This window comes from Exiguobacterium sp. s7 (assembly GCF_018618195.1).
Taxonomy (GTDB): domain Bacteria; phylum Bacillota; class Bacilli; order Exiguobacteriales; family Exiguobacteriaceae; genus Exiguobacterium; species Exiguobacterium mexicanum_A.
This window is the reverse complement of the sequence record NZ_JACSLO010000005.1, coordinates 36,967-60,402: the sequence shown is the minus strand read 5'-3', so window position 1 is coordinate 60,402 and position 23,436 is coordinate 36,967. Positions and strand designations below refer to the sequence as shown.

Below are 23,436 nucleotides of genomic sequence, written 5' to 3'. Positions count from 1 at the left end.
GGATTTTCATGAAACGGCTCAGTCTGCTCGTCGTCTTGCTCATCGTGCTCGCTGGATGCGGGGACACCGAACGATCGAACGCTTTCCAATACAAAGGGTCTTACGTCGGGGACAACAGCGCCGTCGCCGGCATCGCCCAGACGTTGCCGATGCACGACTGCTACAAGTCGATCGAGTTGCAGACGAAAAAACGTCCTTACGGGCTGACGATTCGTTACAGTGATCCTGAGATTGAACGGATCGAACAGGAGCGGCTCGCGATTCGGAATGCGGCGACGTACTTCACACTCGTGCAAAATACGGAGATTGTCCGCTTCGCTTTCCCGAACCGGACATATTCGTTCTCACGCCCGGAGATGGAGGCGTGGCTCGACATCGACTTCTCGACGATCAAGTGGGAAAAAGAGTTAAAGGATCACTTGGACGAGAAAATCAGCAACCAAGAGCAGACCGAAGCCTATTTCAAGAGAATCTGAACGTGTGCGGAAACTTTCATCCGCGCACGTTTTTTCGATATTTTCTGAAAATTATCGGGTAAAGGGTAGATGAAAGCGTTTTCTTGGCATTATAATAGAGTTAACTGAATGACTATTCATTCCAAGGAGGAGAATCGATGAACAAACCGTGGTTGCAAGATTATCCAGCTGACATGCCAGAAACGATTGATTACGAGGTGAAGCCGCTCTATGAGGCGCTAGCCCGGGCCGCTTCCGATTATCCGGACCGGACCGCCGTCTCTTTCATCGGCAAAGAGTTGACGTTCGCCGAGGTCGATGACGCGGCGAAGCGACTCGCTACGATGCTCCAATCGAAAGGCCTGCAAAAAGGGGACCGCGTCAGCCTGATGCTCCCGAACTGTCCGCAATACGTCATTTCATTCTACGCCGTCTTGTACGCTGGTGGAACGGTCGTCCAGACGAACCCGCTCTACACCGAGCATGAGCTCGAGAATTTGATCACCGACTCAGGTGCGAACATCCTCATCACGCTCGACCTCCTCTATCCGAAATCGCTTCGTGTGAAACAGAAGACGGACATCAAGACGATTATCACGACGAGCATCGCCGACTATCTTCCGTTCCCGAAGAACAAGCTGTACCCGATCAAAGTGAAACGTGAGAACAACATCGTCATCGACACGACAGGTTCGGTCGCATTCAAAGACTATAAGAACTTCGGGCCGATCACCCCGATCGCAATCGATCCGAAAGAGGATGTCGCTGTCTTGCAATATACGGGCGGGACAACGGGGTTGCCAAAAGGCGTCATGCTGACCCACTTCAACTTGACGGCGAACGTCGACCAAATCTCGAACTTCTTCTATAGATATAACCGAGGCGACCTAAAGCGTGTCTTGAGCGTCGTGCCGTTCTTCCACGTCTACGGGATGACATGCTGTCTGAACTTCGGGATGGCGAACGGATATGAGCTCGTCCTCGTCCCGCGCTTTGATGTCACCGACGTCTTGAAGACGATTCACAAGAAGAAGCCACACTTCTTCCCAGGTGCACCGACGATGTATGTCGGCATCCTCAACGACCCGAAATTGAAGAAATATGACCTGTCGTCAATCGAGGCGTGTATCTCCGGGTCGGCGCCGCTCCCGGTCGAAGTGCAGGAGCAGTTCGAGAGCATCACGGGCGGTCGCATCGTCGAAGGGTACGGGTTATCGGAGACATCACCGGTCACGCACGCGAACTTCCTATGGGATAAACGGGTCGTCGGCTCGATCGGCGTGCCGTTGTCGGACACATCTGCTAAAATTGTAAAGGCAGACGGGGAGACGCCGGCGGATGTCGGCGAGATCGGTGAAGTCATGCTTCATGGCCCGCAAGTCATGAAAGGATACTGGCAGAAGCCGGAAGAGACGGCTGCCGTCTTGAAGGATGGATGGCTCGCGACCGGTGACCTCGGCTATATGGGCGAGGACGGGTTCTTCTATATCGTCGACCGGAAGAAAGACATGATCATCGCCGGAGGCTTCAACGTCTATCCACGTGAAATCGAAGAAGTGCTCTATGAGCATCCGGCCGTCAAGGAAGCGGTCTGTATCGGCGTCCCGGACCCATATCGCGGCGAGACGGTCAAGGCGTTCATCGTGACGCGTGACGGCGCCAGCGTGACAGAAGAGGAGCTCGACAAACACTGTCGCGAGAAGCTCGCGGCGTATAAAGTGCCGAAGCTGTACGAGTTCCGTGAGGAGTTGCCGAAGACGTTCGTCGGTAAGATTTTACGTCGTGTCCTCGTCGACGAAGAGAAGGCGAAACAAGTGAAACAAAGCAGTTGACACAACCGTGTCACATGATAGAATAATAAATGAATGAACCATCATTCATTTTTCTGCAGCGGTAAGGAGCTTGGGTGTTTATGACAAAGAATGGATCAAAAAGTGACCGCATTATCGATGCGGCAGTGAAAGTGATTGCGGATCATGGCTATCACGGTGCAAAGGTGACGGCCATCGCCAAAGAGGCGGGCGTCGCCGACGGAACGATTTATCTGTACTTCAAAAACAAGGAGCATCTGTTGATTGAATTGTTCCAAACGAAGATGGGCTTGTTCATCGACTACTCGAAGCAACAAATCGAGCGGGAGACGACGGCCGGCGACAAACTCTATCAGTTGATCGAGTCGCACTTGAAGCAACTGTCGGCCGATTACGACCTCGCCGTCGTGACGCAAATCGAGCTTCGGCAGTCGAACTTGGCGCTTCGTCAAAAGATCAGCGAAGTGTTGAAGCCGTACTTGAACTTGATCGATGCGGTCGTACAGCACGGGGTCGACACCGGCGAGTTCGACCAAGAACTTGACTATCGCCTCGCCCGGCAGATGATCTTCGGCACGATTGATGAAGTGGTCACGAGCTGGATGGCGAGCGGCTTCAAATATGATTTGATGTCGACGTTACCGAAAGTACACCATATGTTAAAAAAAGGGCTTGCTTAACCGTAAGCCCTCTCGCTAGCTCAAAAAATGAATGGAGATTCATGAATGATGGTGCGAACAACTTAAAGGGGGAACTACGATGAATATTTTTGTATTGCTGAAGCGTACGTTCGATACAGAAGAAGCGATTCAGCTCGAGAATGGGGAAATTCAAGAAGACGGCGCTGAGTTCATCATTAACCCGTACGATGAGTATGCGGTCGAGGAGGCCATTCGCAAGCGTGACGATCTCGGGGGAGAAGTCACGGTCGTGACGGTCGGTCCAGAAGACGCGGACAAAGAACTTCGCACGGCGCTCGCGATGGGTGCGGACAAAGCGGTCCGTATCTCAATCGAGGATGACGTCGAGGACGCCGATCACGTGACAATCTCAAAAGTACTCGCCACGTACTTGAAAGAGCAAGCGCCAGATCTCATCTTCGCGGGGAACGTCGCCATCGACGGCGGCAGCGGCCAAGTCGCACCACGCGTCGCTGAACTGCTGGACATGAACTACGTGACGACGATCACGAAGCTCGACATCGACGGCACGACGGCGACGGTCACACGCGACGTCGAAGGGGACACCGAAGTGATCGAAGTGGCGCTCCCGCTCCTCGTGACGGCGCAACAAGGGTTGAACGAACCGCGTTACCCGAGCCTTCCAGGTATCATGAAGGCGAAGAAGAAGCCGCTCGAAGAACTCGAACTGTCGGACATCGACCTCGATGAAGACGAGATCGAAGCGAAAATCGAGACGATTGAACGTTTCTTGCCAGAAGAGAAGAAAGCCGGACGCATCCTTGAAGGGGATACGTCGTCACAAGTGAGCGAGCTCGTTCAATTACTTCGCACGGAAGCCAAAGTCATTTAAGGGGGACACATAGATGAAAGCTCTAGTACTCGCAGAAGCGCGTGAAGGCGCGTTACGGAACGTATCATTCGAAGCCATCGCCGCGGCGAAGCAACTGACGGACGACGTGACGGCGGTCGTCATCGGGGATGATGTCAAAGCACTCGCCAATGAACTCGGGGAATACGGCGCGGGACGCGTCCTCGTCATCGAAGACGAGCGTCTCAAACATTACACGCCAGACGGTTACGGACAAGTGCTCCGCCAAGTCATCGACCAGGAGTCGCCGGACATGATCGTGCTCGGCCATACGGCACTCGGGAAAGATATCGCCCCGAAACTAGCGGCTCGTCTGGACGCAGGTCTCATCAGTGACGTCGTCTCGATTGAAGGATCTGGCAAAGACGCCGAGTTCGTTCGCCCGATCTATTCAGGGAAAGCGTTCGAGAAAGTGAAGTTCAAAGACTCGGTCATGTTCTTCACAATCCGTCCGAACAACATCGACGCTCTTCCGCGTACGGCTGGAGCGAGTGTGTCGGTCGAGACACCGAGCGTGGAGCTCAAGGACCTCGCCATGATCGTCAAAGAAGTCGTCCGCAAGGCGACGGGGAAAGTCGATTTGACGGAAGCGAAAGTCATCGTCGCCGGTGGCCGTGGCGTCAAGAGTGAGGACGGCTTCAAGCCGCTCGAAGAGCTCGCGGAATTGCTCGGCGGGGCCGTCGGTGCTTCACGTGGAGCATGTGACGCCGACTACTGTGACTACGCGCTACAAATCGGGCAGACCGGGAAAGTCGTCACGCCGGACTTGTATATCGCCTGCGGCATCTCTGGGGCGATCCAACACTTGGCCGGGATGAGCAACGCCAAAGTCATCGTCGCCATCAACAAAGACCCGGAAGCGAACATCTTCACCGTGGCCGACTACGGCATTGTCGGTGACTTGTTCGACGTCGTCCCGCTCTTGACGGAAGAGTTCCGCAAACACCTCGTCAATAGCTGATATGCAGAATGTTTGGGGAAACGTACCCTCCGTGGTATACTCTGAACATGAAATGCATGAGAGTTCTTAATCGGCTCTCACATCTTACTGGGGAGGTATTTACCAAATGGCTATTAAACACGCAACGACTCAAACATTTGAACAAGAAGTAAAAGAGGGCGTCGTCCTCGTCGATTTCTGGGCAGCTTGGTGTGGACCGTGCCGCATGATCGCACCGGTACTCGAAGAGCTTGACCAAGAGATGGGCGATCAAGTCCAAATCGTGAAACTTGACGTTGACGAGAACCCAGAAGTAGCGGGTGCTTTCCAAATCCAAAGTATCCCAACACTCATGATGTTCAAAGATGGACAACCTGTTTCGAAAACAATGGGCTTCCAACCAAAAGAAGCACTCAAAGAGTTTATCGCGACAGCAAAATAATGCGTACGGCCGACCGGGGAACTGGTCGGCTGTTTTTTGTTGGGCTCGTTAGGGAAGAAGGAGTTTAGTCGTTTCGCATGGAATAACAACGGTTAAGGTTCGGTCCGGATTTAACGGGGAATCCGGAAAAAGCACCATCTGAAAACGGATACATACAACGCTTGATCAGAATTTTTTTTCGTCGCTTTTTGTCGACTCTCTTCATATTTAACAGTTCGGTATTTTTTGACGAGGCTCTGAAAAGCGGGAAGGTTTTATCATGGAAACAGACTGAAAATTTACGCTATACTCATGAAGAAGACATGATGGCGTCAAGTGACCTTAATAATTGGCCCATCGCTTGTAAGACTCTGTTCGAAGGAGGAATTTTCTTGTCGGTGTTACATTTAGCTATCTTATTGCCGCTTCTCGCGGCACCGTTCATCCCGTTCTTGTTCCGGGCGCTGAAGCGAATCCATACGGGTTGGTTCGTGTTAATCGTTCCGGTCGTCCTGTTCGTGTACTTCTTCCGCTTCATCGGAATCACGAGCGCGGGGGACGTCGTGACGGAGACGGTCGAATGGATGCCATCGCTCGGCATCAACTTCACGGCCTACGTGGACGGGCTCGGCCTATTGTTTGCCCTCCTCATTACAGGGATTGGGGCGCTCGTCGTCCTCTATTCGATTTACTATTTGAATAAAGACAAAGAGTCGCTCGGTCATTTTTATGTGTACTTGCTCTTGTTCATGGGTGCGATGCTCGGTGTCGTCCTCTCGGATAACATGGTCGTCATGTACATGTTCTGGGAACTCACATCGATTTCGTCGTTCCTGTTGATCGGGTATTGGTACGAGAAAGAACGCTCACGCTACGGGGCACGTAAGTCGATGCTCATCACCGTGTTCGGGGGCTTGTCGATGCTAGGGGGGATTGTGATCCTCGAGTCGATCGTCGGCTCATTCAGCATCCGTGACATGGTCGCCAATCAGGCACTCATCGCCGACAGCCCGTTCTTTATCGCGGCGATGATTCTCATCTTGCTCGGCGCCTTCACGAAGTCAGCGCAATTCCCGTTCCACATCTGGTTGCCGGATGCGATGGAGGCACCGACCCCGGTCAGTGCATACCTTCACTCGGCGACGATGGTCAAGGCCGGTCTCTATCTTGTCGCACGGATGAGTCCGGTGTTCCAAGAGTCGTCACTCTGGCTATGGATCATTGCCTCGGTCGGGACGTTCACGCTCTTCTGGGGTTCGTTCAACGCGGTCAAACAGACCGATTTGAAGGGGATTCTCGCCTTCTCGACCGTCAGTCAGCTCGGTCTTATCATGTCGCTTCTTGGCCTCGGGGCCGCGGCGCTACATTATGACGGCATGGATGACAACATCTATATGGTCGCGACGATCGCGGCGATCTTCCACTTGATCAACCATGCGACGTTCAAAGGGTCGCTGTTCATGATGGTCGGAATCGTCGACCACGAGACGGGGACGCGTGACATCCGTAAGCTCGGCGGTCTGATGACCGTCATGCCGATCACGTTCACGATCGCCGTCATCGGCTCGTTGTCGATGGCAGGGTTGCCACCGTTCAACGGCTTCCTCAGTAAAGAGATGTTCTTGAAGGCGACGACGAAAGTGTTCTCGATGGACTTCTTCGCGCTCGATACGATCGGCATCTTGATCCCGGTCGTCGCGTTCATCGCGAGCGTGTTCACGTTCATCTACAGCTTGATTATCTTCACCCGGACGTTCATGGGCAAAGCCCAGTTCGACCGGTTACCGAAACAGCCGCACGAGGCACCGATCGGGATGCTCATCCCGCCAGCGATTCTCGCTATCCTCGTCGTCGTTCTCGGTTTCGTACCGAACGTGTTGTCGAACTCGCTCATCAAGCCGGCCGTCGAGTCGATTTATCCGACGCTCGTCGCGAGCGGGCAGGACGTGAAAGTCGACATCTACTTCTGGCATGGCATCACGCCTGAGCTACTCATGACAATCGGAATTGTTTTACTCGGGACGCTCATGTTCTTCACGATCAACAAGTGGATGGGCATCTACAACCATATCCCGCATCGCTTGACGCTCAATGGCATGTACGACGGGACGCTCGTCTGGTCGAACAAGGCGGCGTACCGCTTTAAAGACAACTATATGACGGGCTTCATCCGCTCGTATTTGGTGTACATCTTCTTGTTCTTGTCAGGCATGATGTTGTTCTCGATGTATCGCTTCGACTTGTTCGACTTCTCGTTCGGCGAGATGGAACCTGTCGCACCGTATGAATACGTCCTCGGGGCGGTCGTCATCTTGGCATCGCTCGCGATTCTGTTCATGCGTTCGCGTCTGCCGTCGATCATCTTGCTCGGTGTCGTCGGCTACTCGGTCGCGTTGTTCTTCGTCTTCTTCAATGCCCCGGACCTCGCCTTGACGCAACTCGTCATCGAGACGGTATCGGTCGCCTTGTTCTTGCTCGTCTTCTACCATATGCCGGAGATCAGCAAGAAAGAAGTGCGTGTTAAGTTTAAAATCGAGAATGCGATTGTCTCGATTTTCGTCGGGGTGACGGTGACGCTCCTCAGCTTCATGGCGCTGTCGAATCGGTCATTGTCGTCGATCTCCGAGTATTATAAAGAAAACGTCTATGACTTGGCAGCCGGGAAGAACATGGTCAACGTCGTCCTTGTCGACTTCCGTGGCTTTGATACGTTGTTCGAGATCGTCGTCCTTGCCATCGCGGCCATTGGGATCTACACGATGATCAAATTTAGAACGACAGTACGTACGAAAGGAGCGCGCGAACATGAACCGAAAAAATGATCAGGTCAATGACGTCATCTTACAGACGGCCGCGGTGATCATCTTCTTCATCATCATCGTGTTCTCGATCAATTTGTTCTTCGCCGGGCACTACTCGCCGGGCGGAGGCTTCATCGGTGGTTTGATGACAGCGGCGGCGCTCGTCCTCTTGCTTCTCGCCTTTGACTCGAAGACGCTCGCTGACGTGCTCCCGTTCGATTATCGGAAGATGACGGCGCTCGGTCTCGTCATCGCGATGCTGACGTCACTCCATAGCATCTTTTGGGACCGTCCGTTCCTGACGCACGCCTATGACAAATTCGATTTGCCGCTCTTGGGCGAACAGACGCTTCACACGGCGATCGCCTTTGACCTTGGCGTTTACCTTGTGGTCATCGGTGTGACGATGACGATCATTCAAACGATTGGAGAGAGTGAATAATGGAAATCTTCGTTAGCATCATCATCGGTGTCCTGACGATGAGCGCGGTCTATATGATTCTCTCAAAGAGTTTGTTGCGCATCATCATCGGCACCGGGTTGCTCAGCCACGCTGCCCACTTGCTCGTCTTGACGATGGGTGGACTGAAAACCGGAGCGGCACCCGTTCTCGTCGATGGGGTCACGGAATATACCGACCCGCTCCCGCAAGCGCTCGTCTTGACGGCGATCGTTATCAGCTTCGGGGTGACCGCGTTCTTCCTCGTGCTCGCGTATCGGGCTTACCAGGAACTGAACACGGATAATATTGAGGAAATGAAAGGAACGGAATCGAATGATTAACTTACCGATCTTTCCGATTGTCATCCCGGCGCTTGCGGCCATCTTTCTTCTCTTCGCACCGAAGCAAGTTCGTCTGCAACGCGGAGTGGCACTCGGGGCTTTACTTGTAACGTTTGCAGTGACGGTGCTGCTCATCTTCACCGTGTCTCAAGACGGCATCATGACCGTCAACTTAGGGAACTGGCCGGCACCGTTCGGAATCACGCTCGTCTCGGACATGCTGTCGGCACTACTCGTCGCCACGTCGACGTTGCTCGTCTTTTTCATCGTCTGGTTTGCGACCCATTACTTCTCAGACGCCTATGAATCGAACTACGTCTACGTCGCGATGCTGTTCCTCCTCGTCGGGGTGAACGGTGCCTTCACGACAGGCGATATTTTCAACTTGTTTGTCTTCTTTGAAGTCTTCCTCATCTCGTCGTACGTGTTGATTGTGCTCGGCGGGAAGGGCGTTCAGTTACGCGAGTCAATCAAGTATTTGCTCGTGAACGTCATCGCCTCGGCGCTGTTCGTCATGGCCGTCGCGCTTCTTTACGGGACGGTCGGTACGCTCAGTTTGGCGGACCTCGCGCAAAAGATTCCCCTCGTGGAGAATCAAAGCGTCATCACCGTCATCGGTGTGTTCTTCGTCATCGTCTTCGGCTTGAAAGGGGCACTCGTGCCGCTCCATTACTGGCTCCCGGGCTCGTATGTCGTGGCACCGACACCGATTCTCGCCATGTTCGGGGCGCTGTTGACGAAAGTCGGCGTCTACTCGATCTTACGGACGTATACGCTCCTGTTTGATGGCGGAAGTGCGTTCATGCAGAACTTCTTGATTATCCTCGCCGTGTTGACGATCGTCATCGGGATGATCGGGGCGATCGCCTACAACGACGTCAAGTTGATCATCATCTACAACATCATGATCGCCGTCGGGGTCATCTTGTACGGAATCGCACTCAACACGCAGACGTCGCTTGAAGGGGCGCTCTACTATTTGATTCATGACATGTTGATCAAGGCCGCCTTGTTCATGCTCGTCGGGATGATGATCGGCATCACCAAGTCCGGTCAACTGCGCGACATGGGCGGTTTGATTACCCGCTTCCCATTGTTCGGTTGGACGTTCTTCATCGCAGCGTTGTCGCTCGCCGGGATTCCGCCACTTAGCGGATTCTTCGGGAAACTGTTGATCGTTCAAGGCGGGGTCGGGGAAGGCAGCCTATTCGGGCCGCTCCTCATCTTGCTGTCGAGTCTGTTCGTCCTCTTCTCGGTCATCAAAATCTTCTTGTACGGATTTTGGGGAGAAGAGAAACGAGTCTATGACGGTCCGCTCGTGCCGTATATGAACCGCCTCATCGTGCCGACGTTCTTGCTTGTCGCGGTCGCCGTCGCCTACGGGTTTGGTGCCGAAGCGATGCATCCGTTCATTACCCAGGCAATCGAACCGCTCGTGCAACCCGAAATCTATATCGATGCCGTGATTAAGGAGTGATTTAGAGATGGCTTACCAACTACTCATCAACTTTTTCCTGGCGTTCATTTGGATGTTCTTCACGGGTACGTTCACGACGAGCGGATTCATCATCGGTTACTTGCTCGGGTTACTCGTCATCTTCATGATGCGCCGCTTCTTCAAAAACACGGACTTTTATTTCACCCGTGTCTTGAAACTGTTTAAACTGTTCTTGATTTTCTGTCGCGAACTCGTCGTAGCCAACATTGAAGTGCTCCGGCTCGTCTTGAGCCCGAAACTAAAAATCCAACCAGGCATCTTTCGGTATCACACCGAACTCGATGCCGGTTGGAAAGTGAGTTGGCTATCGATGCTCATCACGCTGACACCAGGTACACTTGTCGTCCAAGTGTCAGACGACAATAAGACGCTCTATATCCATGCGCTCCATATGCCGGATAAAGAGTCGCTCAAACAAGACATTTACGATAACTTTGAGTCGAACATCAAGGAGGCGACCAGCTAATGTTAAATATTATTATTTACGTCGCCCTCGCCATCCTCGTGCTCGCCATGCTCGGTATGCTGTACCGGGTCGTCAAAGGGCCGACGACAGCGGACCGAGTCATCGCCCTCGACTCGATCGGCATCGGGTTGATCTCGGTCGTATCGTTGTTATCGATTTTGCTCGATACGACGATGTTCTTCGAGGTCATCCTCTTGCTCGGGATTTTAGCCTTTATCGGAACGGTGGCGTTCTCGAAATTCCTCGAGAAGGGAGAGATCATCCAACATGACCGCAACAATGATTTATGACATCTTGACCGGTGTCTTCACGATCATCGGGGTGTTCTTCACCGTCGTCGCGGCGATCGGTCTGATCCGGCTCCCGGACATCTATTCCCGCGCCCACGCCGCCTCGAAGAGTGCGACGCTCGGCGTCATGTTCGTCCTGTTCGCGGCGCTCTTGCACGTCTGGGTCGACCAGCGCATCTTTGACGCACGGCTTCTGCTCGGACTGTTCTTCGTCTTGTTGACGGCGCCGGTCGGAAGTCACTTGGTGGCCCGCGCGGCCCATTCTCAAGGTGTCCCGCTTTGGAAGAAATCGCTCCAAGATGCACTTCGAGAAGATAAGGACAAAGGAATCGAATGACGAAAGGCTCTTCCAAGTCAAATTGGAAGAGCCTTTTTGCGTCACATCAGATACGTCACGTCAGAGGCTGACGTCGGATAGGCGAACTCCAAGTGTTTGATGTGTTGATGGGTGATGTTGTTTTGTATAATAAACGAGAACAAGTTGATCAATTCCGGTGCATGTTGCCCGATCAAGTGGGCCCCGAGCACGTGGCCGTCTTTGCTGAGCAGAATGCGGGAAAACGCCGTCGTGTCGTTGATGCGCTCATACGTCAAGAAATGGGACAAGTCGTTGTCCTTACACTCGTAGTCGATGCCGCGCGCCTTCGCCTCCTCGACCGTCAGTCCGACCTTGGCAATCGGCGGTGTCGTGAAGACGACCGTCGGGGCAGGGCGCTCCGGTAAAGGACGCGTGTTGTCCCGTAACAGGTTGAGAGCGGCGATGCGTCCTTCCTGCCCCGCGAACGGGGTGAGGGCGGGGTTGCGGCTCTTGGCGACGTCCCCGGCTGCATATACGTTCGCATTCGTCGTCTGCAGGAACTCATTGACGAGGACGCCGCCGTGGTCGGACTCGATACCGGCCGCGTCCAAACGGAGCCGTTCGATGCTCGGAATTCGCCCGGTGGCGTTAAGGACGACGCCTTCGAGGGTAGAGTCATCTGATAACGTCAGCACGTCCCCATCCATCCGGACGGGCTCGATGCCGTAACGGACATCGATGCCGATTCGAAGCGTCTCATCGACGAGACGTTTGACGACTTTGCGATCGAATTGTTTAAGTGCCCGCGATCGGATGAGGAGGGTCACCTCGCTCCCGAAGCGGCGGAGGATATGTGCGAATTCGAACGCGATATAGCCGGCCCCGATGATGATGACGTGTTTTGGCAAGTCGTCGAGGTCGAAAACGTCGTCGCTCGTGATGGCCAAGTCGCCACCCGGGATGTCGAGCGGTCGCGGAATGAGACCTGAAGCGATTAAAAACTGATGCGCCGAGATTTCATGCCCATCAATGACAATTGAGTCTTCATCGATGAAATGGGGTTCGCCTTCGAACAAGTCGATGTCGTGCTCTTTCCAATGATGCATCTTCGTCGTCGGGACGGCGAAACGATACTCGTCGATACGCCGTTTAAAGGCGTGCCAATCGAGCGTGAGCGCGCCGTGGACACCGAGCGATTTCATCCGTTCCGCACGGGCAATGAGCTCTGCTCCTTCCGCGAGCATCTTTTTCGGGTCACATCCGCGTTGCGGGCACGTCCCGCCGAACGTCCAATTCTCGACGATGGCAATTTGTTTACCGGCGTCGCATAATACGTTAGCGGCTTGGCTCGCTGCCGAGCCGCTGCCGATGATGATGACATCGTACCGTTTCATAACAAAACCCTCCCTCTGAGACTTCATCAAATTTTTCCCGTCTGGAAGGAACTTAAACTGAGGTGATTGAATTTGAGTCATTCTGACCACATTAAACATAAATTGGCGCTCCTCCCGGACGAGCCCGGCTGTTACTTGCATAAGAACGAGTACGGCGAGATCATTTACGTCGGGAAAGCGAAAAATCTGAAAAATCGGGTCCGGTCTTATTTTACAGGGGCGCATGACATCAAGACAATGCGCCTCGTCGCTGAGATTCGCGACTTTGAGTATATCGTCACGGCGAGCGAACTCGAGGCGCTTCTGCTTGAGATGACGCTCATCAAAAAGCATGACCCGAAATACAATATCCGTCTCAAAGACGACAAGTCGTACCCGTACATCAAGATCACGAACGAGCCGTACCCGAGGTTACTCACGACGCGGAAGCTGAAGCGGGACGGCGGCTTCTATTTTGGCCCGTACCCGAACGCCTATGCCGCCAACGAGACGAAGCGGTTGCTCGATAAACTGTATCCGCTCCGGAAATGCCAACCGATGCCGCGCAAGCTCTGTCTGTATTACCATATCGGGCAGTGCCTCGGACCTTGCGAGCTCGCCGTCGACACGGACGAGCAAAAAGAGATCGTCCAAGAGATTCGCCGCTTCCTGAACGGGGAGACGAGCGAGACGCTCGCCAAGCTCCAAGTCGACATGGGACGAGCGGCCGAAGACATGCAGTTCGAACGAGCCGCTGAGCTCCGTGACCAAATCCGGGCCGTCGAGTCGATTATGAACAAACAGAACATGATCACGGCCGACCCGACAGCACGCGACGTCTTCGGCTATACGCTCGACCGCGGCTGGATGTGCGTCCAAGTGTTCTATATGCGGGGCGGCAAGATGATCGAGCGCGACGTATCACTGTTCCCGCTCCACGGCGAGCCGTCCGAGGAGCTCGAGAGTTTCATCGTCCAGTTCTACGAGCAGAACGTATTGCCGAAGGAAGTGCTCGTCCCCGAGATCGTCCGCATCGATTTGTTGAACGAGGCGATCGGGACGAAAGTGATGCAACCGAAGCGCGGCGCGAAGCGACAGCTGCTCGACTTGGCGACGAAAAATGCGGGCATCGCCTTGAACGAGAAGTTCGAGTTGCTCGCCCGCGACGAAGAGCGGACACTCCTCGCCATGCGTGAACTCGGTGAGGCGATCGGCATCCCGAACTTGTCACGCGTCGACATCATCGACAATGCGAACATCCAAGGGGCTGATGCCGTCTCGGCACTCGTCGTCTTCGAAGACGGGAAGCCGCTCAAGAAGGAATACCGGAAATACAAGATTCGTACCGTCCAAGGACCGGACGACTACGAGACGATGCGAGAGGTCGTCCGTCGTCGGTTCCGTCGCCTGTTGACCGAAGAGAAGCGTCTACCGGACTTGCTGTTGATTGACGGGGGCATCGGGCAATTGAACGCCGCCCTCGACGTCCTGCAGAACGAGTTCGGGCTCGACTTGCCGGTCGGGTCGCTCAAAAAAGATGACCGTCACCGGACGAGCCAGCTCTTGTTCGGTGAAGGCGGCGGGGTCGTCGAACTGAATTCGCGCTCGAGCGCGTTCTATTTGCTCCAACGTATGCAAGACGAGGTCCACCGCTTCGCCATCACGTTCCACCGCAGTTTGCGGACGAAGAAGATGACGAAGTCGGTGCTCGACGATATCCCGGGCGTCGGGCCGAAGCGACGTCAGCAGTTGATCCGTCATTTCGGCTCGATGAAACAAATCCGCCTCGCCTCGCTCGAACAGTTGAAGGAAGCAGGCCTGCCCGAGAAGTTGGCCGAGACCGTTTTGCAATACGTTCATGAGGAGACGGACGAATGAAGACAAAACAAGAGCCGATGCGGTCAGTCGCATCGGCTCTTCGTCATTCATACGTATCTTTTCGGTCTAGTTGGACGGTGATTTGGACGGCCTGGCGCGCCACATCGGCGTAGCCCTCGGCGACGCATTGGAAACGACCGGCAATTTGTTCGGCTAAAAAGCCAGCCTCAAGCTGGAAGTAGCCGGTTGCCTTTTCTTGGGTCGCAGGCGGGGGAAGTAATTCGAACAAGAACTTACTTCCTTTTTCTTTCAAGAGCGTCAATTGCCCCCAGCCAGCCTCCATAAAGAAGGCGCTCAGTTCGTCATTCGTCATGACCGGGAACTTGCGTGCGACCCGTTTGCCCGACCAATAGATGACTTGGGCGTAATCGTCCCCGAGCAAATCCGTCAACACATAATCGCGAAGCAGTTCGATCGCGAAAGTGGGTTGGCTCATCGTTTCCATCTTCTTCCATCACTCCATTCTCTCTATACCATTATAACGACGATTCCCCTTTTGGTCACCGGGTATTTTGCAAAAGAATGTGGCACAAATCGGTCGGGTTGTCTTGTCATACAAATTTCACAAGAGTAGAATAGGAGACAGAAAGCTATATTTACATTTGAAAACGCTTTTATTTACAAAACGAGCCAAGGGCTCGTGAAAAGGGGGAACTAGAATGGCAGCGCGTCGTGACTATTTCAGTCGTAAAGTCCATTCGCTACTTGGGGTCATCCCAATCGGCTTGTTTTTGATCGTTCACTTGTCGGTCAACTACTATATCGTCGATGGGGTGGAGTCGTTCAACAAGGCAGCAAAATTTATGGAGAGCTTACCGTACTTGTATTTCCTTGAAGTCACCATCATCGCTTTGCCGATGATCTTCCACGGAGTGTATGGCGTGTATTACGCGTTCCTCGGTTCGATTAACACGAACCGTTACTCATACGCCCGTAACTGGATGTACATGCTCCAACGCTTCACGGGCGTCTTCCTCGTCATCTTCATCGCATGGCACGTTTGGGAAACGCGCTTGGCGAAGTTGCGTGGCGTTGAAGTGAATGCGGAGATGATGCAAAACATCGTCGACAATCCGCTCATGCTCATCTTCTACATAGTCGGGATCCTCTCGGCTACGTTCCACTTCGCGAACGGTCTCTGGTCGTTTGCCATCACGTGGGGGATCACACAGTCGCCTCGTTCACAGCGCTTCATGAGCTATGTCTCAGGCGTCGTCTTCTTGGCACTATCTTTTGTCGGCATCCGTTCTATCTTGACGTTCGCGGGCATCTTGTAATTAGGGGGAAAAGTTCATGGCAAATCAAAGTTTGATCGTCATCGGTGGCGGTCTGGCTGGACTCATGGCGACAATCAAGTCGGCTGAGATGGGTGTTCCGGTAAAACTATTCTCGCTTGTACCGGTCAAGCGTTCACATTCAGTTTGTGCACAAGGCGGCATCAACGGTGCCGTCAACACGAAAGGGGAAGGGGATTCTCCTTGGCAACACTTTGATGACACGGTCTATGGGGGCGACTTCCTCGCCAACCAACCGCCGGTCCAAAAGATGGCGGAAGCGGCACCGAAGATCATCCACATGTTCGACCGCATGGGCGTCATGTTCAACCGGACGCCAGAAGGTCTTCTCGACTTCCGTCGTTTCGGCGGCACGCTCCATCACCGTACGGCTTACGCCGGTGCGACGACAGGGCAACAGCTCCTGTACGCACTAGACGAGCAGGTTCGTCGCTACGAGGCGCAAGGGCTCGTCGAGAAGTATGAAGGCTGGGAGTTCCTCCGAGCCATCATCGATGAAGCAGGTGTGTGCCGTGGTGCGGTCTGTCAGGATTTGCGCTCGATGGAAATTAAAGCGTTCCCATCGGATGCGGTCATCCTCGCGACAGGCGGGCCAGGTGTCATCTTCGGCAAATCGACGAACTCGGTCATCAACACCGGCCAAGCGGCTGGAGCGGTCTATCGTCAAGGGGCGGTCTACGCGAACGGTGAGTTCATCCAAATCCACCCGACGGCGATTCCAGGGGACGACAAACTTCGTCTCATGAGTGAATCGGCGCGCGGTGAAGGCGGACGTGTCTGGACGTATAAAGACGGCAAGCCATGGTACTTCCTTGAAGAGAAGTATCCGGCCTACGGAAACCTCGTGCCGCGTGATATCGCGACGCGTGAGATCTTCGACGTCTGTGTCAACCAGAAGCTCGGCGTCAACGGCGAGAACATGGTGTACCTCGATTTGTCGCATAAAGACTCAAAAGAGCTCGACATCAAGCTCGGCGGGATCCTTGAGATTTACGAGAAGTTCGTCGGCGACGATCCACGAAAAGTCCCGATGAAGATCTTCCCGGCCGTTCACTATTCGATGGGCGGACTATGGGTCGACTACGATCAGATGACAAACATCCCAGGCCTGTTCGCAGCCGGTGAGTGCGATTACTCGATGCACGGTGCGAACCGTCTCGGGGCCAACTCGCTCTTGTCTGCCGTATACGGCGGGATGGAAGCCGGTCCGGCGGCCGTTCACTACATGCGCGGTCTCGACCAGGCGACAGAAAGCGTGGCAGAAGCGCTCTTCAACTTCAACGAACGTGAAGAAATCGAGCGGTTCAACGATATCCTCGCGATGGACGGTACGGAAAACGCGTATCAAATTCACCGTGAGCTCGGCGAACTCATGACCGACAACGTCACGGTCGTTCGTTACAACGACAAGCTCGAGGCGACGGACCTCAAACTCCGTGAGCTTCGTGAACGCTATAACAACATCTCCGCGACCGACACGGCTCGCTGGAGCAACCAAGGGGCATCGTTCATTCGACAACTCGACCACATGCTCGACCTCGCGCGCGTCATCACGCTTGGCGCGTTGAAACGCGACGAGAGCCGTGGTGCTCATTACAAACCGGACTTCCCGGAACGTGATGACGACAAGTTCATGAAGACGACGATGGCACGTTACAACGCAGGGGAAGTCGATATCTCGTATGAAGAGATCGACGTTTCGTTAATCCCGCCACGCAAACGGGATTACTCGAAGAAAGGGGCGAAGACGAAATGACGACGCCGATGCAATCTGAACAAAAAGATATTCGTTTTATCATTGAACGACAGGACGGACCGGATCAAGCCGCTTATACGGAAGAGTTCACCGTCCCGTACCGCCCGAACATGAACGTCATCTCGGCGTTGATGGAAATCCGCCGAAACCCGGTCAATGCGAACGGGGACAAGACGACACCAATCAACTGGGATATGAACTGTCTCGAGGAAGTGTGCGGTGCCTGCTCGATGATCATCAACGGCAAGCCGCGCCAATCGTGTACGGCGCTCGTCGACAAGCTCGAACAGCCGATCCGTCTTGCTCCGATGAAGACGTTCCCGGTCATCCGTGACCTTCAAGTCGACCGTCAGCGCATGTTCGACGCGTTGAAAAAAGTGAAGGCATGGGTCCCAATCGATGGAACGTACGACCTCGGACCAGGACCGCGGATGCCAGAGAACAAACGTCAATGGGCGTATGAACTATCGAAATGTATGACGTGCGGTGTCTGCCTCGAGGCGTGCCCGAACGTCAATGACAAATCGAGCTTCATCGGACCGGCCGCGATCTCGCAAGTCCGTCTCTTCAACTCGCATCCGACTGGCGCCTTCCACGCGGAAGACCGTTTGGAAGCGCTCATGGAAGACGGCGGCCTCGCACAGTGTGGAAACGCACAAAACTGTGTCGAAGTTTGTCCGAAAGGTATTCCACTCACGACATCAATCGCCGCGATGAACCGTCAGACGACGCTTCACTCGTTCAAATCGTTCTTCGGTAGCGACAAAGGCCGCACCGGTTCTGCGGTCGAGGCGTAAGGGCTACGGATGACGAAGTACTTCCGGGAAGCCAATTGGGAAACACGTGTCAGAGCAGGGGTCGCGCTAGACGTCAAAGTCCGATTCTCGGAGTGCGACCCGTACGGTCACATGAACAACACCATTCCGTTCATCTATTTCGAGGACGCGCGGATCGAGTTGCTTGAAGCGACAGGTTTTTCGTTAAAAGATGGATTTGTCGTCGTGGCAGATGCCCAGTGCGACTACGTTCGCCAAGTGATGCCGCGGCAATCGATCATGGTGTATGCCAATGTCTTGACGGTCGGAAACACTTCATGTGATATTCATTACGGGGCATATGATGGAGACCAGCTCATGTTCGCGGGGCGTACGAGCCTCGTGCACTTGTCGAAATCCGGTCGTCCGATCGAATGGACTCCAGAATATAAAAATCGCTTGCAGAATTTTTGCGAATCCGCTATCATTTGATAATGAGTTCACAAACAATTATTCTGCGGGTTCGCCTGTAGAATTGAAATTTGAAGGGAGACCTCACGTCATGGAAAAAACGTTCACAGTCGTTGCAGATTCAGGAATTCACGCTCGTCCAGCTACACAGTTGGTAAACACAGCTTCTAAATTCCAATCAGATATCAACCTTGAGTACAACGGTAAGACAGTAAACCTCAAGTCGATCATGGGTGTACTTTCACTCGGAATCGCAAAAGATTCTACAATCAAAATCACTGCAGCTGGTGACGATGCAGAAGAAGCGGTTAACACGCTTTCTGACATGCTCACAAGCGAAGGTCTTGCTCAGTAATTGAGCGACGGACGAGGCGGCCAATCGGCTACCTCGTCTTTTTTGTTTGTCACGAGACCGTTTCTTTTTCAGAATCGGCTTTTTTGGTAAGATAGATGGGAATGGAAGTGATGATCATGAAACGAGCAATTGGAGTACTCGATTCAGGAGTTGGCGGCTTGACTGTGGTCAAAGAACTGATGCGCCAACTACCGAAAGAAGAAATAATTTATATCGGCGACACGGAACGGTGCCCGTATGGCCCGCGCCCGCACGATGAGATTGAAGCCTATACGTGGGAACTGATCGAGTTCCTGTTAAGTAAGAACGTGAAGATGATTGTCATCGCCTGCAACACGGCGACCGCGGTCGTCTTGAAAGAAGCGCGCAAACGCCTCAATATCCCGGTCATCGGTGTCATCGACCCGGGGGCACGGGCGGCCGTCAAAGGCACGCGCAATAAACATATCGGCGTCATCGGAACGAAGATGACGATTGAGAGCAACTCGTACGAGACGGCGCTCCGGCACGTGGCCGGCGAGATCGATGTGTATTCGCTCGCCTGTCCGCCGTTCGTCCCGCTCGTCGAAGCCGGCGAACTCGATGGGGACCGCGTCCGCAACATCGTCGCTGAGACGATTCGTCCGCTTCAGTCTTCCGAGATGGACACGCTCATCCTCGGCTGCACGCACTATCCGCTGCTCGCGCCGGTCATTCAAGACGTCGTCGGACCTGACGTCCATTTGATCTCGTCTGGTGACGAGACGGCGCTCGAAGTAGCGGCCATCCTTGACTTTAAAGAGCTCGAGAACGATTTGGATTCGGTCCCGGTGCACCAGTTTTATGCGACCGGGGATGTCGTCATCTTTGACCGTTTGGCGACAGAATGGCTCGGTCAACCCGTGAGAGCGGAGAAAGTAGAGGTGTCCGGTGTCGATGCGTAACGAAAGACAACATGACGAGCTCCGGCCCGTCGAGATCGTTCCCCATGTGAATAAACATGCGGAAGGGTCGGTCCTCATCTCGATCGGGGACACGAAAGTCATCTGCACGGCCACCGTCGAAGAGCGTGTCCCGAACTTCTTGCGCGGCAAGAAGCAAGGCTGGATCAACGCCGAGTATGCCATGCTTCCGCGTGCGACCGGTAACCGCACGGTCCGCGAATCGGTCCGCGGCAAACAGTCGGGCCGGACGATGGAGATTCAACGGTTGATTTCGCGGTCGCTCCGTTCGGTCGTCGATTTGGAACGGCTCGGTGAACGGACGATTTGGATTGACTGTGACGTCATCCAAGCCGACGGGGGCACCCGCACGGCCTCGATCACAGGCGGCTTCTGCGCGCTCGTCCTCGCGGTCGACGCGCTCATCCGTCAAGGCAAGCTCGACGACACGCCGATCAAAGAAGGCGTCGCTGCCATCTCGGTCGGACGGACCGACGAATTGCTCCTCGACTTGAACTACGAAGAAGATGCCGCGGCCGAGGTCGACATGAACGTCGTCATGACGGCGAGCGGACGTTTCGTCGAAGTGCAAGGGACAGGGGAAGAAGCGACGTTCACGTTGCTCGAGATGAACGAGATGCTCCACATGGCCCAAAGCGGAATCGAGACGCTGTTCAAAGCGGCCGAAGACGCGCTCGGTGCCTCGTGGTGGTATGTCGGGGAACAATTGGAGGAAACAACATGAAACTGATTGTCGCAACACGCAATAAAGGAAAAGTCGCAGAGATCGAAGGGATGCTCACGCCGCTCGGATTCGAAGTCGAATCACTTCTAGATTATCCGGACGCACCAGAGACGGACGAGACTGGGACGACGTTTGAAGTGAACGCCGAGTTGAAGGCGACAGAGGCGGCCCGCTATTTCGGCCACGCCGTCCTAGCGGATGACTCTGGACTCGAAGTCGATGCGCTCGACGGGGCACCCGGTGTCCATTCGGCCCGTTTCGCCGGACCGGAGAAGTCGGATGAAGCGAACAACGCGCTTCTTCTCGAGAAGTTGAACGGAGCGACCGACCGAACGGCTCGTTTCATCTGTGCCCTCTGTCTCGCCAAACCAACAGGGGAGACATTGACGGTACGCGGCACGATCGAAGGGACGATCGGCTACGCGCCTCACGGCGAGAACGGTTTCGGTTACGACCCGCTCTTCATCGTTCCGTCACTTCACAAGACGGCAGCAGAACTTGAACGCGACGAAAAGGCGGCGGTCAGTCACCGCGGCCAAGCACTACGAAAGTTAGAGGCAGAAATTATTCCGTTTATGGAGGGGTGACCTGTATGCGTTTTCTCGTAGTCAGTGACAGTCACGGATTGACAGAAGAACTATCGATCATCTTCAACCGGCACGAACAAGAAATCGATGACGCGTTCCATTGTGGGGATTCCCAGCTCGCGCTCGTCGATGAACATCTGCTCCCGTATCGTACGGTGCGCGGTAATTGCGACTTCGGCGGCGACCTTCCGCTCGAGCGAATCGAGGAGACGGCTGAAGGGACGATTCTCATCGTCCACGGCCATCACCACGACGTGAAGTACGACTTGAACCGGTTACGTTACCGGGCTGAAGAGGTCGGGGCGAACGTTGTCTTGTTCGGCCACTCGCACGTCGCCGGAGCTGTGATTGAGGACGGGGTGCTTTACGTGAACCCGGGTTCGATTCGCATGCCGCGCGGACGGAGTGACAAGACGTATGTACTGATGGATCTCGAGAACGGACAGGCAACGGTCCGCTTTTATCGGTCAGAGGACGGTTCTGCCGTCGAAGATCTCGATGTGAGCGGAAAGCTGTGACGGAATGAAAAGAAGGAATTGACAGCAAACCATTTTTCTATTATAGTTTTCTTGTCAATGTCCCAATAGCTCAGCTGGATAGAGCAACGCCCTTCAAGACAAATAGGAGCCTTTATAGGGAAACAGAAACCTATAGAGTGGACGACACTATATCGGTGAAGCCTTAACAGATGATGCTGATGGTAATACCGAGGAAACTTATTTCCTTTCGGGGACAAGGTGGTTCGAAGGACTAAAGGTCATCCTTTAGAGGTAGAGCCATTGAAGGAGCAGTTTGCTCGTGAGGTTCCGTAGAGACTACACGTGTCGCACCTGAAATGGTGAAGATATAGTCCAGACTACAAACAACACACGTTGGTGGCGAAAGCCATGGTGGTAAGCTAAGGCGTCGGTCGGGGGTTCGAATCCCTCTTGGGACACTTCCATTTAAAATAGAGATAGCCTCCACGGAGGTTGTCTCTTTTTTCGTTTTTCGGGGTATTGATTGACAACGAATCGATTCCTAAAGGAAGATGGAGATGAATGGAAAGGGTGTGGGGAGATGGCAAAAGAGCAAGCGTACCCGTTTCCAGGGAACTGGTCGCGGCTTCAGAAGATGATTCAAGAGGCAGACGCGGCCGGGGAACGGCAACGGGTCGAACCGATTCTGTGGGATTGGTACGAGGCAGTGCCCGGCGATCCATTTATTTTCATGGAAATATTCCAATGTCTGATGGAACGACCGGAAGAACCGGAGACGCTCGAGAAACTCGAAGAGCTCGTCACGACACAGATGACGGTGGCAGAAGAACCTGCAGCCGGCGGGCTTCAAATCGCCCAGTATTACATCATGCGTGACCAACCGTTCGAGGCGGCCCATTGGATCAACCTGTATCTCGAGTGGCAAGAAAAGACCGATCATGTCAACACGCAAGCACATCAAGTGCTCCAAGTGTTGAAGTTGACCGAGTTCCCGGCCGCGATCGCCAAAGTGAAGCGAATCCTTAACCGGGGCGGGATCGGCGAACAAATCGAGACGCTCGAACACGTTCATTTCAATATCGATGACGTCCTCGACAACGTCTTGAAAGAGCTCCTCGTCGCGGAACGACCGAAGTTGATGAAGTTGATCGTGCTCCAAAAGGCGTTCGACGAGCTGCCGGTCATCGAATGGACCGACCTCGGGACGCGGCACCGATTGACGCATGACGAAGCGAAAATCCACACGGAAGCGTGGGAGACAATGGTCAACGGGTTGCAGCGAGCGGTATATGGTGACGAGATCGCGACGCAGCTGCTCATGAACTACATGTATACGCACTACCCGTTCACGCCTGAGGAAGCGTCTGCCGTGGAGACGGCGATTGCTCAAGCGAAAACGGCCATCCTGCAACATGAGGAAACGGACGGCCTCGCCGCCGAAATTCTTGAGGCGGACATGCGTTTCACCGAGGCGTTTCTAGACTAAATCCTTGTGTGCAGTCGTCGGA

General features: G+C 54.1%; 26 protein-coding genes. 24 read left to right on the top strand and 2 right to left on the bottom strand.

The genetic code is table 11. The annotated features are described in order from the left end of the window. Window positions 1–8 precede the first annotated feature (8 nt). The 13 genes from KNP79_RS08020 to mnhG all read left to right on the top strand — a co-directional run bounded on the left by KNP79_RS08020 (window position 9) and on the right by mnhG (window position 11,353). Window positions 9–476, top strand: a complete 468-nt coding sequence (locus tag KNP79_RS08020) for a DUF4825 domain-containing protein (RefSeq protein ID WP_214708053.1) — start codon at window positions 9–11, stop codon at window positions 474–476. 137 nt (window positions 477–613) lie between these two features. Next, window positions 614–2,287 carry an AMP-binding protein gene (locus tag KNP79_RS08015; protein WP_215191914.1) on the top strand — a complete coding sequence of 558 codons (1,674 nt, stop codon included), beginning with the start codon at window positions 614–616 and terminating at the stop codon, window positions 2,285–2,287. 80 nt (window positions 2,288–2,367) lie between these two features. After that, a complete protein-coding gene (locus tag KNP79_RS08010) occupies window positions 2,368–2,946 on the top strand; it encodes a fatty acid metabolism transcriptional regulator FadR (protein ID WP_215191912.1) in 579 nt (192 codons plus the stop codon). Between the two features lie 79 nt (window positions 2,947–3,025). Continuing rightward, window positions 3,026–3,799 (top strand): electron transfer flavoprotein subunit beta/FixA family protein, encoded by a 774-nt coding sequence (locus KNP79_RS08005; protein WP_021066820.1) that lies wholly within the window; start codon window positions 3,026–3,028, stop codon window positions 3,797–3,799. A 13-nt stretch (window positions 3,800–3,812) separates the two neighbouring features. Next, on the top strand, window positions 3,813–4,778 hold the full coding sequence (locus KNP79_RS08000; RefSeq protein ID WP_034776767.1) for an electron transfer flavoprotein subunit alpha/FixB family protein: 966 nt from the start codon (window positions 3,813–3,815) through the stop codon (window positions 4,776–4,778). Window positions 4,779–4,884: 106 nt separating this feature from the next. After that, entirely contained in the window at window positions 4,885–5,199 is a 315-nt protein-coding gene (trxA, locus tag KNP79_RS07995; protein ID WP_034776769.1) for a thioredoxin, read from the top strand. 371 nt (window positions 5,200–5,570) lie between these two features. Further along, complete coding sequence (locus KNP79_RS07990; RefSeq protein ID WP_215191910.1) at window positions 5,571–8,000, top strand: Na+/H+ antiporter subunit A; 2,430 nt, start codon at window positions 5,571–5,573, stop codon at window positions 7,998–8,000. After that, window positions 7,984–8,421, top strand: a complete 438-nt coding sequence (locus KNP79_RS07985) for a Na(+)/H(+) antiporter subunit B (RefSeq protein WP_034776773.1) — start codon at window positions 7,984–7,986, stop codon at window positions 8,419–8,421. The genes KNP79_RS07990 and KNP79_RS07985 overlap by 17 nt, the downstream gene beginning before the upstream one ends. Then, window positions 8,421–8,762 carry a Na(+)/H(+) antiporter subunit C gene (locus KNP79_RS07980; protein WP_021066825.1) on the top strand — a complete coding sequence of 114 codons (342 nt, stop codon included), beginning with the start codon at window positions 8,421–8,423 and terminating at the stop codon, window positions 8,760–8,762. The genes KNP79_RS07985 and KNP79_RS07980 overlap by 1 nt, the downstream gene beginning before the upstream one ends. Further along, window positions 8,755–10,239, top strand: coding sequence for a Na+/H+ antiporter subunit D (locus tag KNP79_RS07975; RefSeq protein WP_138859773.1), 1,485 nt, complete (start codon window positions 8,755–8,757; stop codon window positions 10,237–10,239). The genes KNP79_RS07980 and KNP79_RS07975 overlap by 8 nt, the downstream gene beginning before the upstream one ends. A 7-nt stretch (window positions 10,240–10,246) precedes the next feature. Next, window positions 10,247–10,726, top strand: a complete 480-nt coding sequence (locus tag KNP79_RS07970) for a Na+/H+ antiporter subunit E (protein ID WP_034776777.1) — start codon at window positions 10,247–10,249, stop codon at window positions 10,724–10,726. Then, complete coding sequence (locus KNP79_RS07965) at window positions 10,726–11,016, top strand: Na(+)/H(+) antiporter subunit F1 (RefSeq protein ID WP_114165745.1); 291 nt, start codon at window positions 10,726–10,728, stop codon at window positions 11,014–11,016. The genes KNP79_RS07970 and KNP79_RS07965 overlap by 1 nt, the downstream gene beginning before the upstream one ends. Beyond that, window positions 10,994–11,353 (top strand): monovalent cation/H(+) antiporter subunit G, encoded by a 360-nt coding sequence (gene mnhG / locus KNP79_RS07960; protein WP_034776781.1) that lies wholly within the window; start codon window positions 10,994–10,996, stop codon window positions 11,351–11,353. The genes KNP79_RS07965 and mnhG overlap by 23 nt, the downstream gene beginning before the upstream one ends. A 41-nt stretch (window positions 11,354–11,394) precedes the next feature. On the opposite strand, the gene KNP79_RS07955 is transcribed toward mnhG, so the two are convergent. Beyond that, window positions 11,395–12,708 (bottom strand): dihydrolipoyl dehydrogenase family protein, encoded by a 1,314-nt coding sequence (locus KNP79_RS07955; protein WP_215190310.1) that lies wholly within the window; start codon window positions 12,706–12,708, stop codon window positions 11,395–11,397. Between the two features lie 72 nt (window positions 12,709–12,780). Between KNP79_RS07955 and uvrC the strand changes: the two genes are divergently transcribed. Next, on the top strand, window positions 12,781–14,565 hold the full coding sequence (gene uvrC / locus KNP79_RS07950; protein ID WP_034776784.1) for an excinuclease ABC subunit UvrC: 1,785 nt from the start codon (window positions 12,781–12,783) through the stop codon (window positions 14,563–14,565). Between the two features lie 43 nt (window positions 14,566–14,608). Here the strand turns inward: uvrC and KNP79_RS07945 are convergent, their stop codons facing one another. Further along, the gene (locus KNP79_RS07945) at window positions 14,609–15,001 is read right to left on the bottom strand and encodes a YslB family protein (RefSeq protein WP_251132917.1); all 393 of its coding nucleotides are present in this window, start codon (window positions 14,999–15,001) and stop codon (window positions 14,609–14,611) included. 223 nt (window positions 15,002–15,224) lie between these two features. Here KNP79_RS07945 and KNP79_RS07940 point away from each other — a divergent pair, with 223 nt between their 5' ends. The 10 genes from KNP79_RS07940 to KNP79_RS07895 all read left to right on the top strand — a co-directional run bounded on the left by KNP79_RS07940 (window position 15,225) and on the right by KNP79_RS07895 (window position 23,414). Continuing rightward, the gene (locus tag KNP79_RS07940) at window positions 15,225–15,842 is read left to right on the top strand and encodes a succinate dehydrogenase cytochrome b558 subunit (RefSeq protein WP_034776788.1); all 618 of its coding nucleotides are present in this window, start codon (window positions 15,225–15,227) and stop codon (window positions 15,840–15,842) included. 16 nt (window positions 15,843–15,858) lie between these two features. Next, entirely contained in the window at window positions 15,859–17,616 is a 1,758-nt protein-coding gene (gene sdhA, locus KNP79_RS07935) for a succinate dehydrogenase flavoprotein subunit (protein WP_138859768.1), read from the top strand. Between the two features lie 8 nt (window positions 17,617–17,624). After that, entirely contained in the window at window positions 17,625–18,413 is a 789-nt protein-coding gene (gene sdhB, locus KNP79_RS07930) for a succinate dehydrogenase iron-sulfur subunit (RefSeq protein ID WP_200881496.1), read from the top strand. Window positions 18,414–18,422: 9 nt separating this feature from the next. Beyond that, window positions 18,423–18,863, top strand: a complete 441-nt coding sequence (locus KNP79_RS07925) for an acyl-CoA thioesterase (RefSeq protein WP_215191906.1) — start codon at window positions 18,423–18,425, stop codon at window positions 18,861–18,863. A gap of 70 nt (window positions 18,864–18,933) precedes the next feature. Next, a complete protein-coding gene (locus tag KNP79_RS07920; RefSeq protein ID WP_021066838.1) occupies window positions 18,934–19,197 on the top strand; it encodes a phosphocarrier protein HPr in 264 nt (87 codons plus the stop codon). 116 nt (window positions 19,198–19,313) lie between these two features. Beyond that, complete coding sequence (gene racE, locus KNP79_RS07915) at window positions 19,314–20,120, top strand: glutamate racemase (RefSeq protein WP_305798055.1); 807 nt, start codon at window positions 19,314–19,316, stop codon at window positions 20,118–20,120. After that, complete coding sequence (gene rph, locus KNP79_RS07910; RefSeq protein WP_034776797.1) at window positions 20,113–20,862, top strand: ribonuclease PH; 750 nt, start codon at window positions 20,113–20,115, stop codon at window positions 20,860–20,862. The genes racE and rph overlap by 8 nt, the downstream gene beginning before the upstream one ends. After that, entirely contained in the window at window positions 20,859–21,449 is a 591-nt protein-coding gene (locus KNP79_RS07905) for an XTP/dITP diphosphatase (protein ID WP_215191904.1), read from the top strand. The genes rph and KNP79_RS07905 overlap by 4 nt, the downstream gene beginning before the upstream one ends. Window positions 21,450–21,454: 5 nt before the next feature. Next, entirely contained in the window at window positions 21,455–21,967 is a 513-nt protein-coding gene (locus tag KNP79_RS07900) for a metallophosphoesterase family protein (RefSeq protein WP_034776800.1), read from the top strand. 541 nt (window positions 21,968–22,508) lie between these two features. Then, entirely contained in the window at window positions 22,509–23,414 is a 906-nt protein-coding gene (locus KNP79_RS07895) for a hypothetical protein (RefSeq protein ID WP_214797120.1), read from the top strand. Window positions 23,415–23,436 lie beyond the last annotated feature (22 nt).

Coding starts and splice junctions, on each gene's coding strand:
- KNP79_RS08015 (WP_215191914.1), top strand. CDS start 614: ATGAACAAACCGTGGTTGCAAGATTATCCAGCTGACATGCCAGAAACG.
- KNP79_RS07945 (WP_251132917.1), bottom strand. CDS start 15,001: ATGAGCCAACCCACTTTCGCGATCGAACTGCTTCGCGATTATGTGTTG.
- KNP79_RS08005 (WP_021066820.1), top strand. CDS start 3,026: ATGAATATTTTTGTATTGCTGAAGCGTACGTTCGATACAGAAGAAGCG.
- KNP79_RS08000 (WP_034776767.1), top strand. CDS start 3,813: ATGAAAGCTCTAGTACTCGCAGAAGCGCGTGAAGGCGCGTTACGGAAC.
- trxA (WP_034776769.1), top strand. CDS start 4,885: ATGGCTATTAAACACGCAACGACTCAAACATTTGAACAAGAAGTAAAA.
- KNP79_RS07895 (WP_214797120.1), top strand. CDS start 22,509: ATGGCAAAAGAGCAAGCGTACCCGTTTCCAGGGAACTGGTCGCGGCTT.
- KNP79_RS07905 (WP_215191904.1), top strand. CDS start 20,859: ATGAAACTGATTGTCGCAACACGCAATAAAGGAAAAGTCGCAGAGATC.
- sdhA (WP_138859768.1), top strand. CDS start 15,859: ATGGCAAATCAAAGTTTGATCGTCATCGGTGGCGGTCTGGCTGGACTC.
- KNP79_RS08010 (WP_215191912.1), top strand. CDS start 2,368: ATGACAAAGAATGGATCAAAAAGTGACCGCATTATCGATGCGGCAGTG.
- racE (WP_305798055.1), top strand. CDS start 19,314: ATGAAACGAGCAATTGGAGTACTCGATTCAGGAGTTGGCGGCTTGACT.
- sdhB (WP_200881496.1), top strand. CDS start 17,625: ATGCAATCTGAACAAAAAGATATTCGTTTTATCATTGAACGACAGGAC.
- KNP79_RS07955 (WP_215190310.1), bottom strand. CDS start 12,708: ATGAAACGGTACGATGTCATCATCATCGGCAGCGGCTCGGCAGCGAGC.
- KNP79_RS07900 (WP_034776800.1), top strand. CDS start 21,455: ATGCGTTTTCTCGTAGTCAGTGACAGTCACGGATTGACAGAAGAACTA.
- KNP79_RS07985 (WP_034776773.1), top strand. CDS start 7,984: ATGAACCGAAAAAATGATCAGGTCAATGACGTCATCTTACAGACGGCC.
- KNP79_RS07970 (WP_034776777.1), top strand. CDS start 10,247: ATGGCTTACCAACTACTCATCAACTTTTTCCTGGCGTTCATTTGGATG.
- rph (WP_034776797.1), top strand. CDS start 20,113: ATGCGTAACGAAAGACAACATGACGAGCTCCGGCCCGTCGAGATCGTT.
- KNP79_RS07925 (WP_215191906.1), top strand. CDS start 18,423: ATGACGAAGTACTTCCGGGAAGCCAATTGGGAAACACGTGTCAGAGCA.
- KNP79_RS07965 (WP_114165745.1), top strand. CDS start 10,726: ATGTTAAATATTATTATTTACGTCGCCCTCGCCATCCTCGTGCTCGCC.
- mnhG (WP_034776781.1), top strand. CDS start 10,994: ATGACCGCAACAATGATTTATGACATCTTGACCGGTGTCTTCACGATC.
- KNP79_RS07975 (WP_138859773.1), top strand. CDS start 8,755: ATGATTAACTTACCGATCTTTCCGATTGTCATCCCGGCGCTTGCGGCC.
- KNP79_RS07920 (WP_021066838.1), top strand. CDS start 18,934: ATGGAAAAAACGTTCACAGTCGTTGCAGATTCAGGAATTCACGCTCGT.
- KNP79_RS07980 (WP_021066825.1), top strand. CDS start 8,421: ATGGAAATCTTCGTTAGCATCATCATCGGTGTCCTGACGATGAGCGCG.
- KNP79_RS08020 (WP_214708053.1), top strand. CDS start 9: ATGAAACGGCTCAGTCTGCTCGTCGTCTTGCTCATCGTGCTCGCTGGA.
- KNP79_RS07940 (WP_034776788.1), top strand. CDS start 15,225: ATGGCAGCGCGTCGTGACTATTTCAGTCGTAAAGTCCATTCGCTACTT.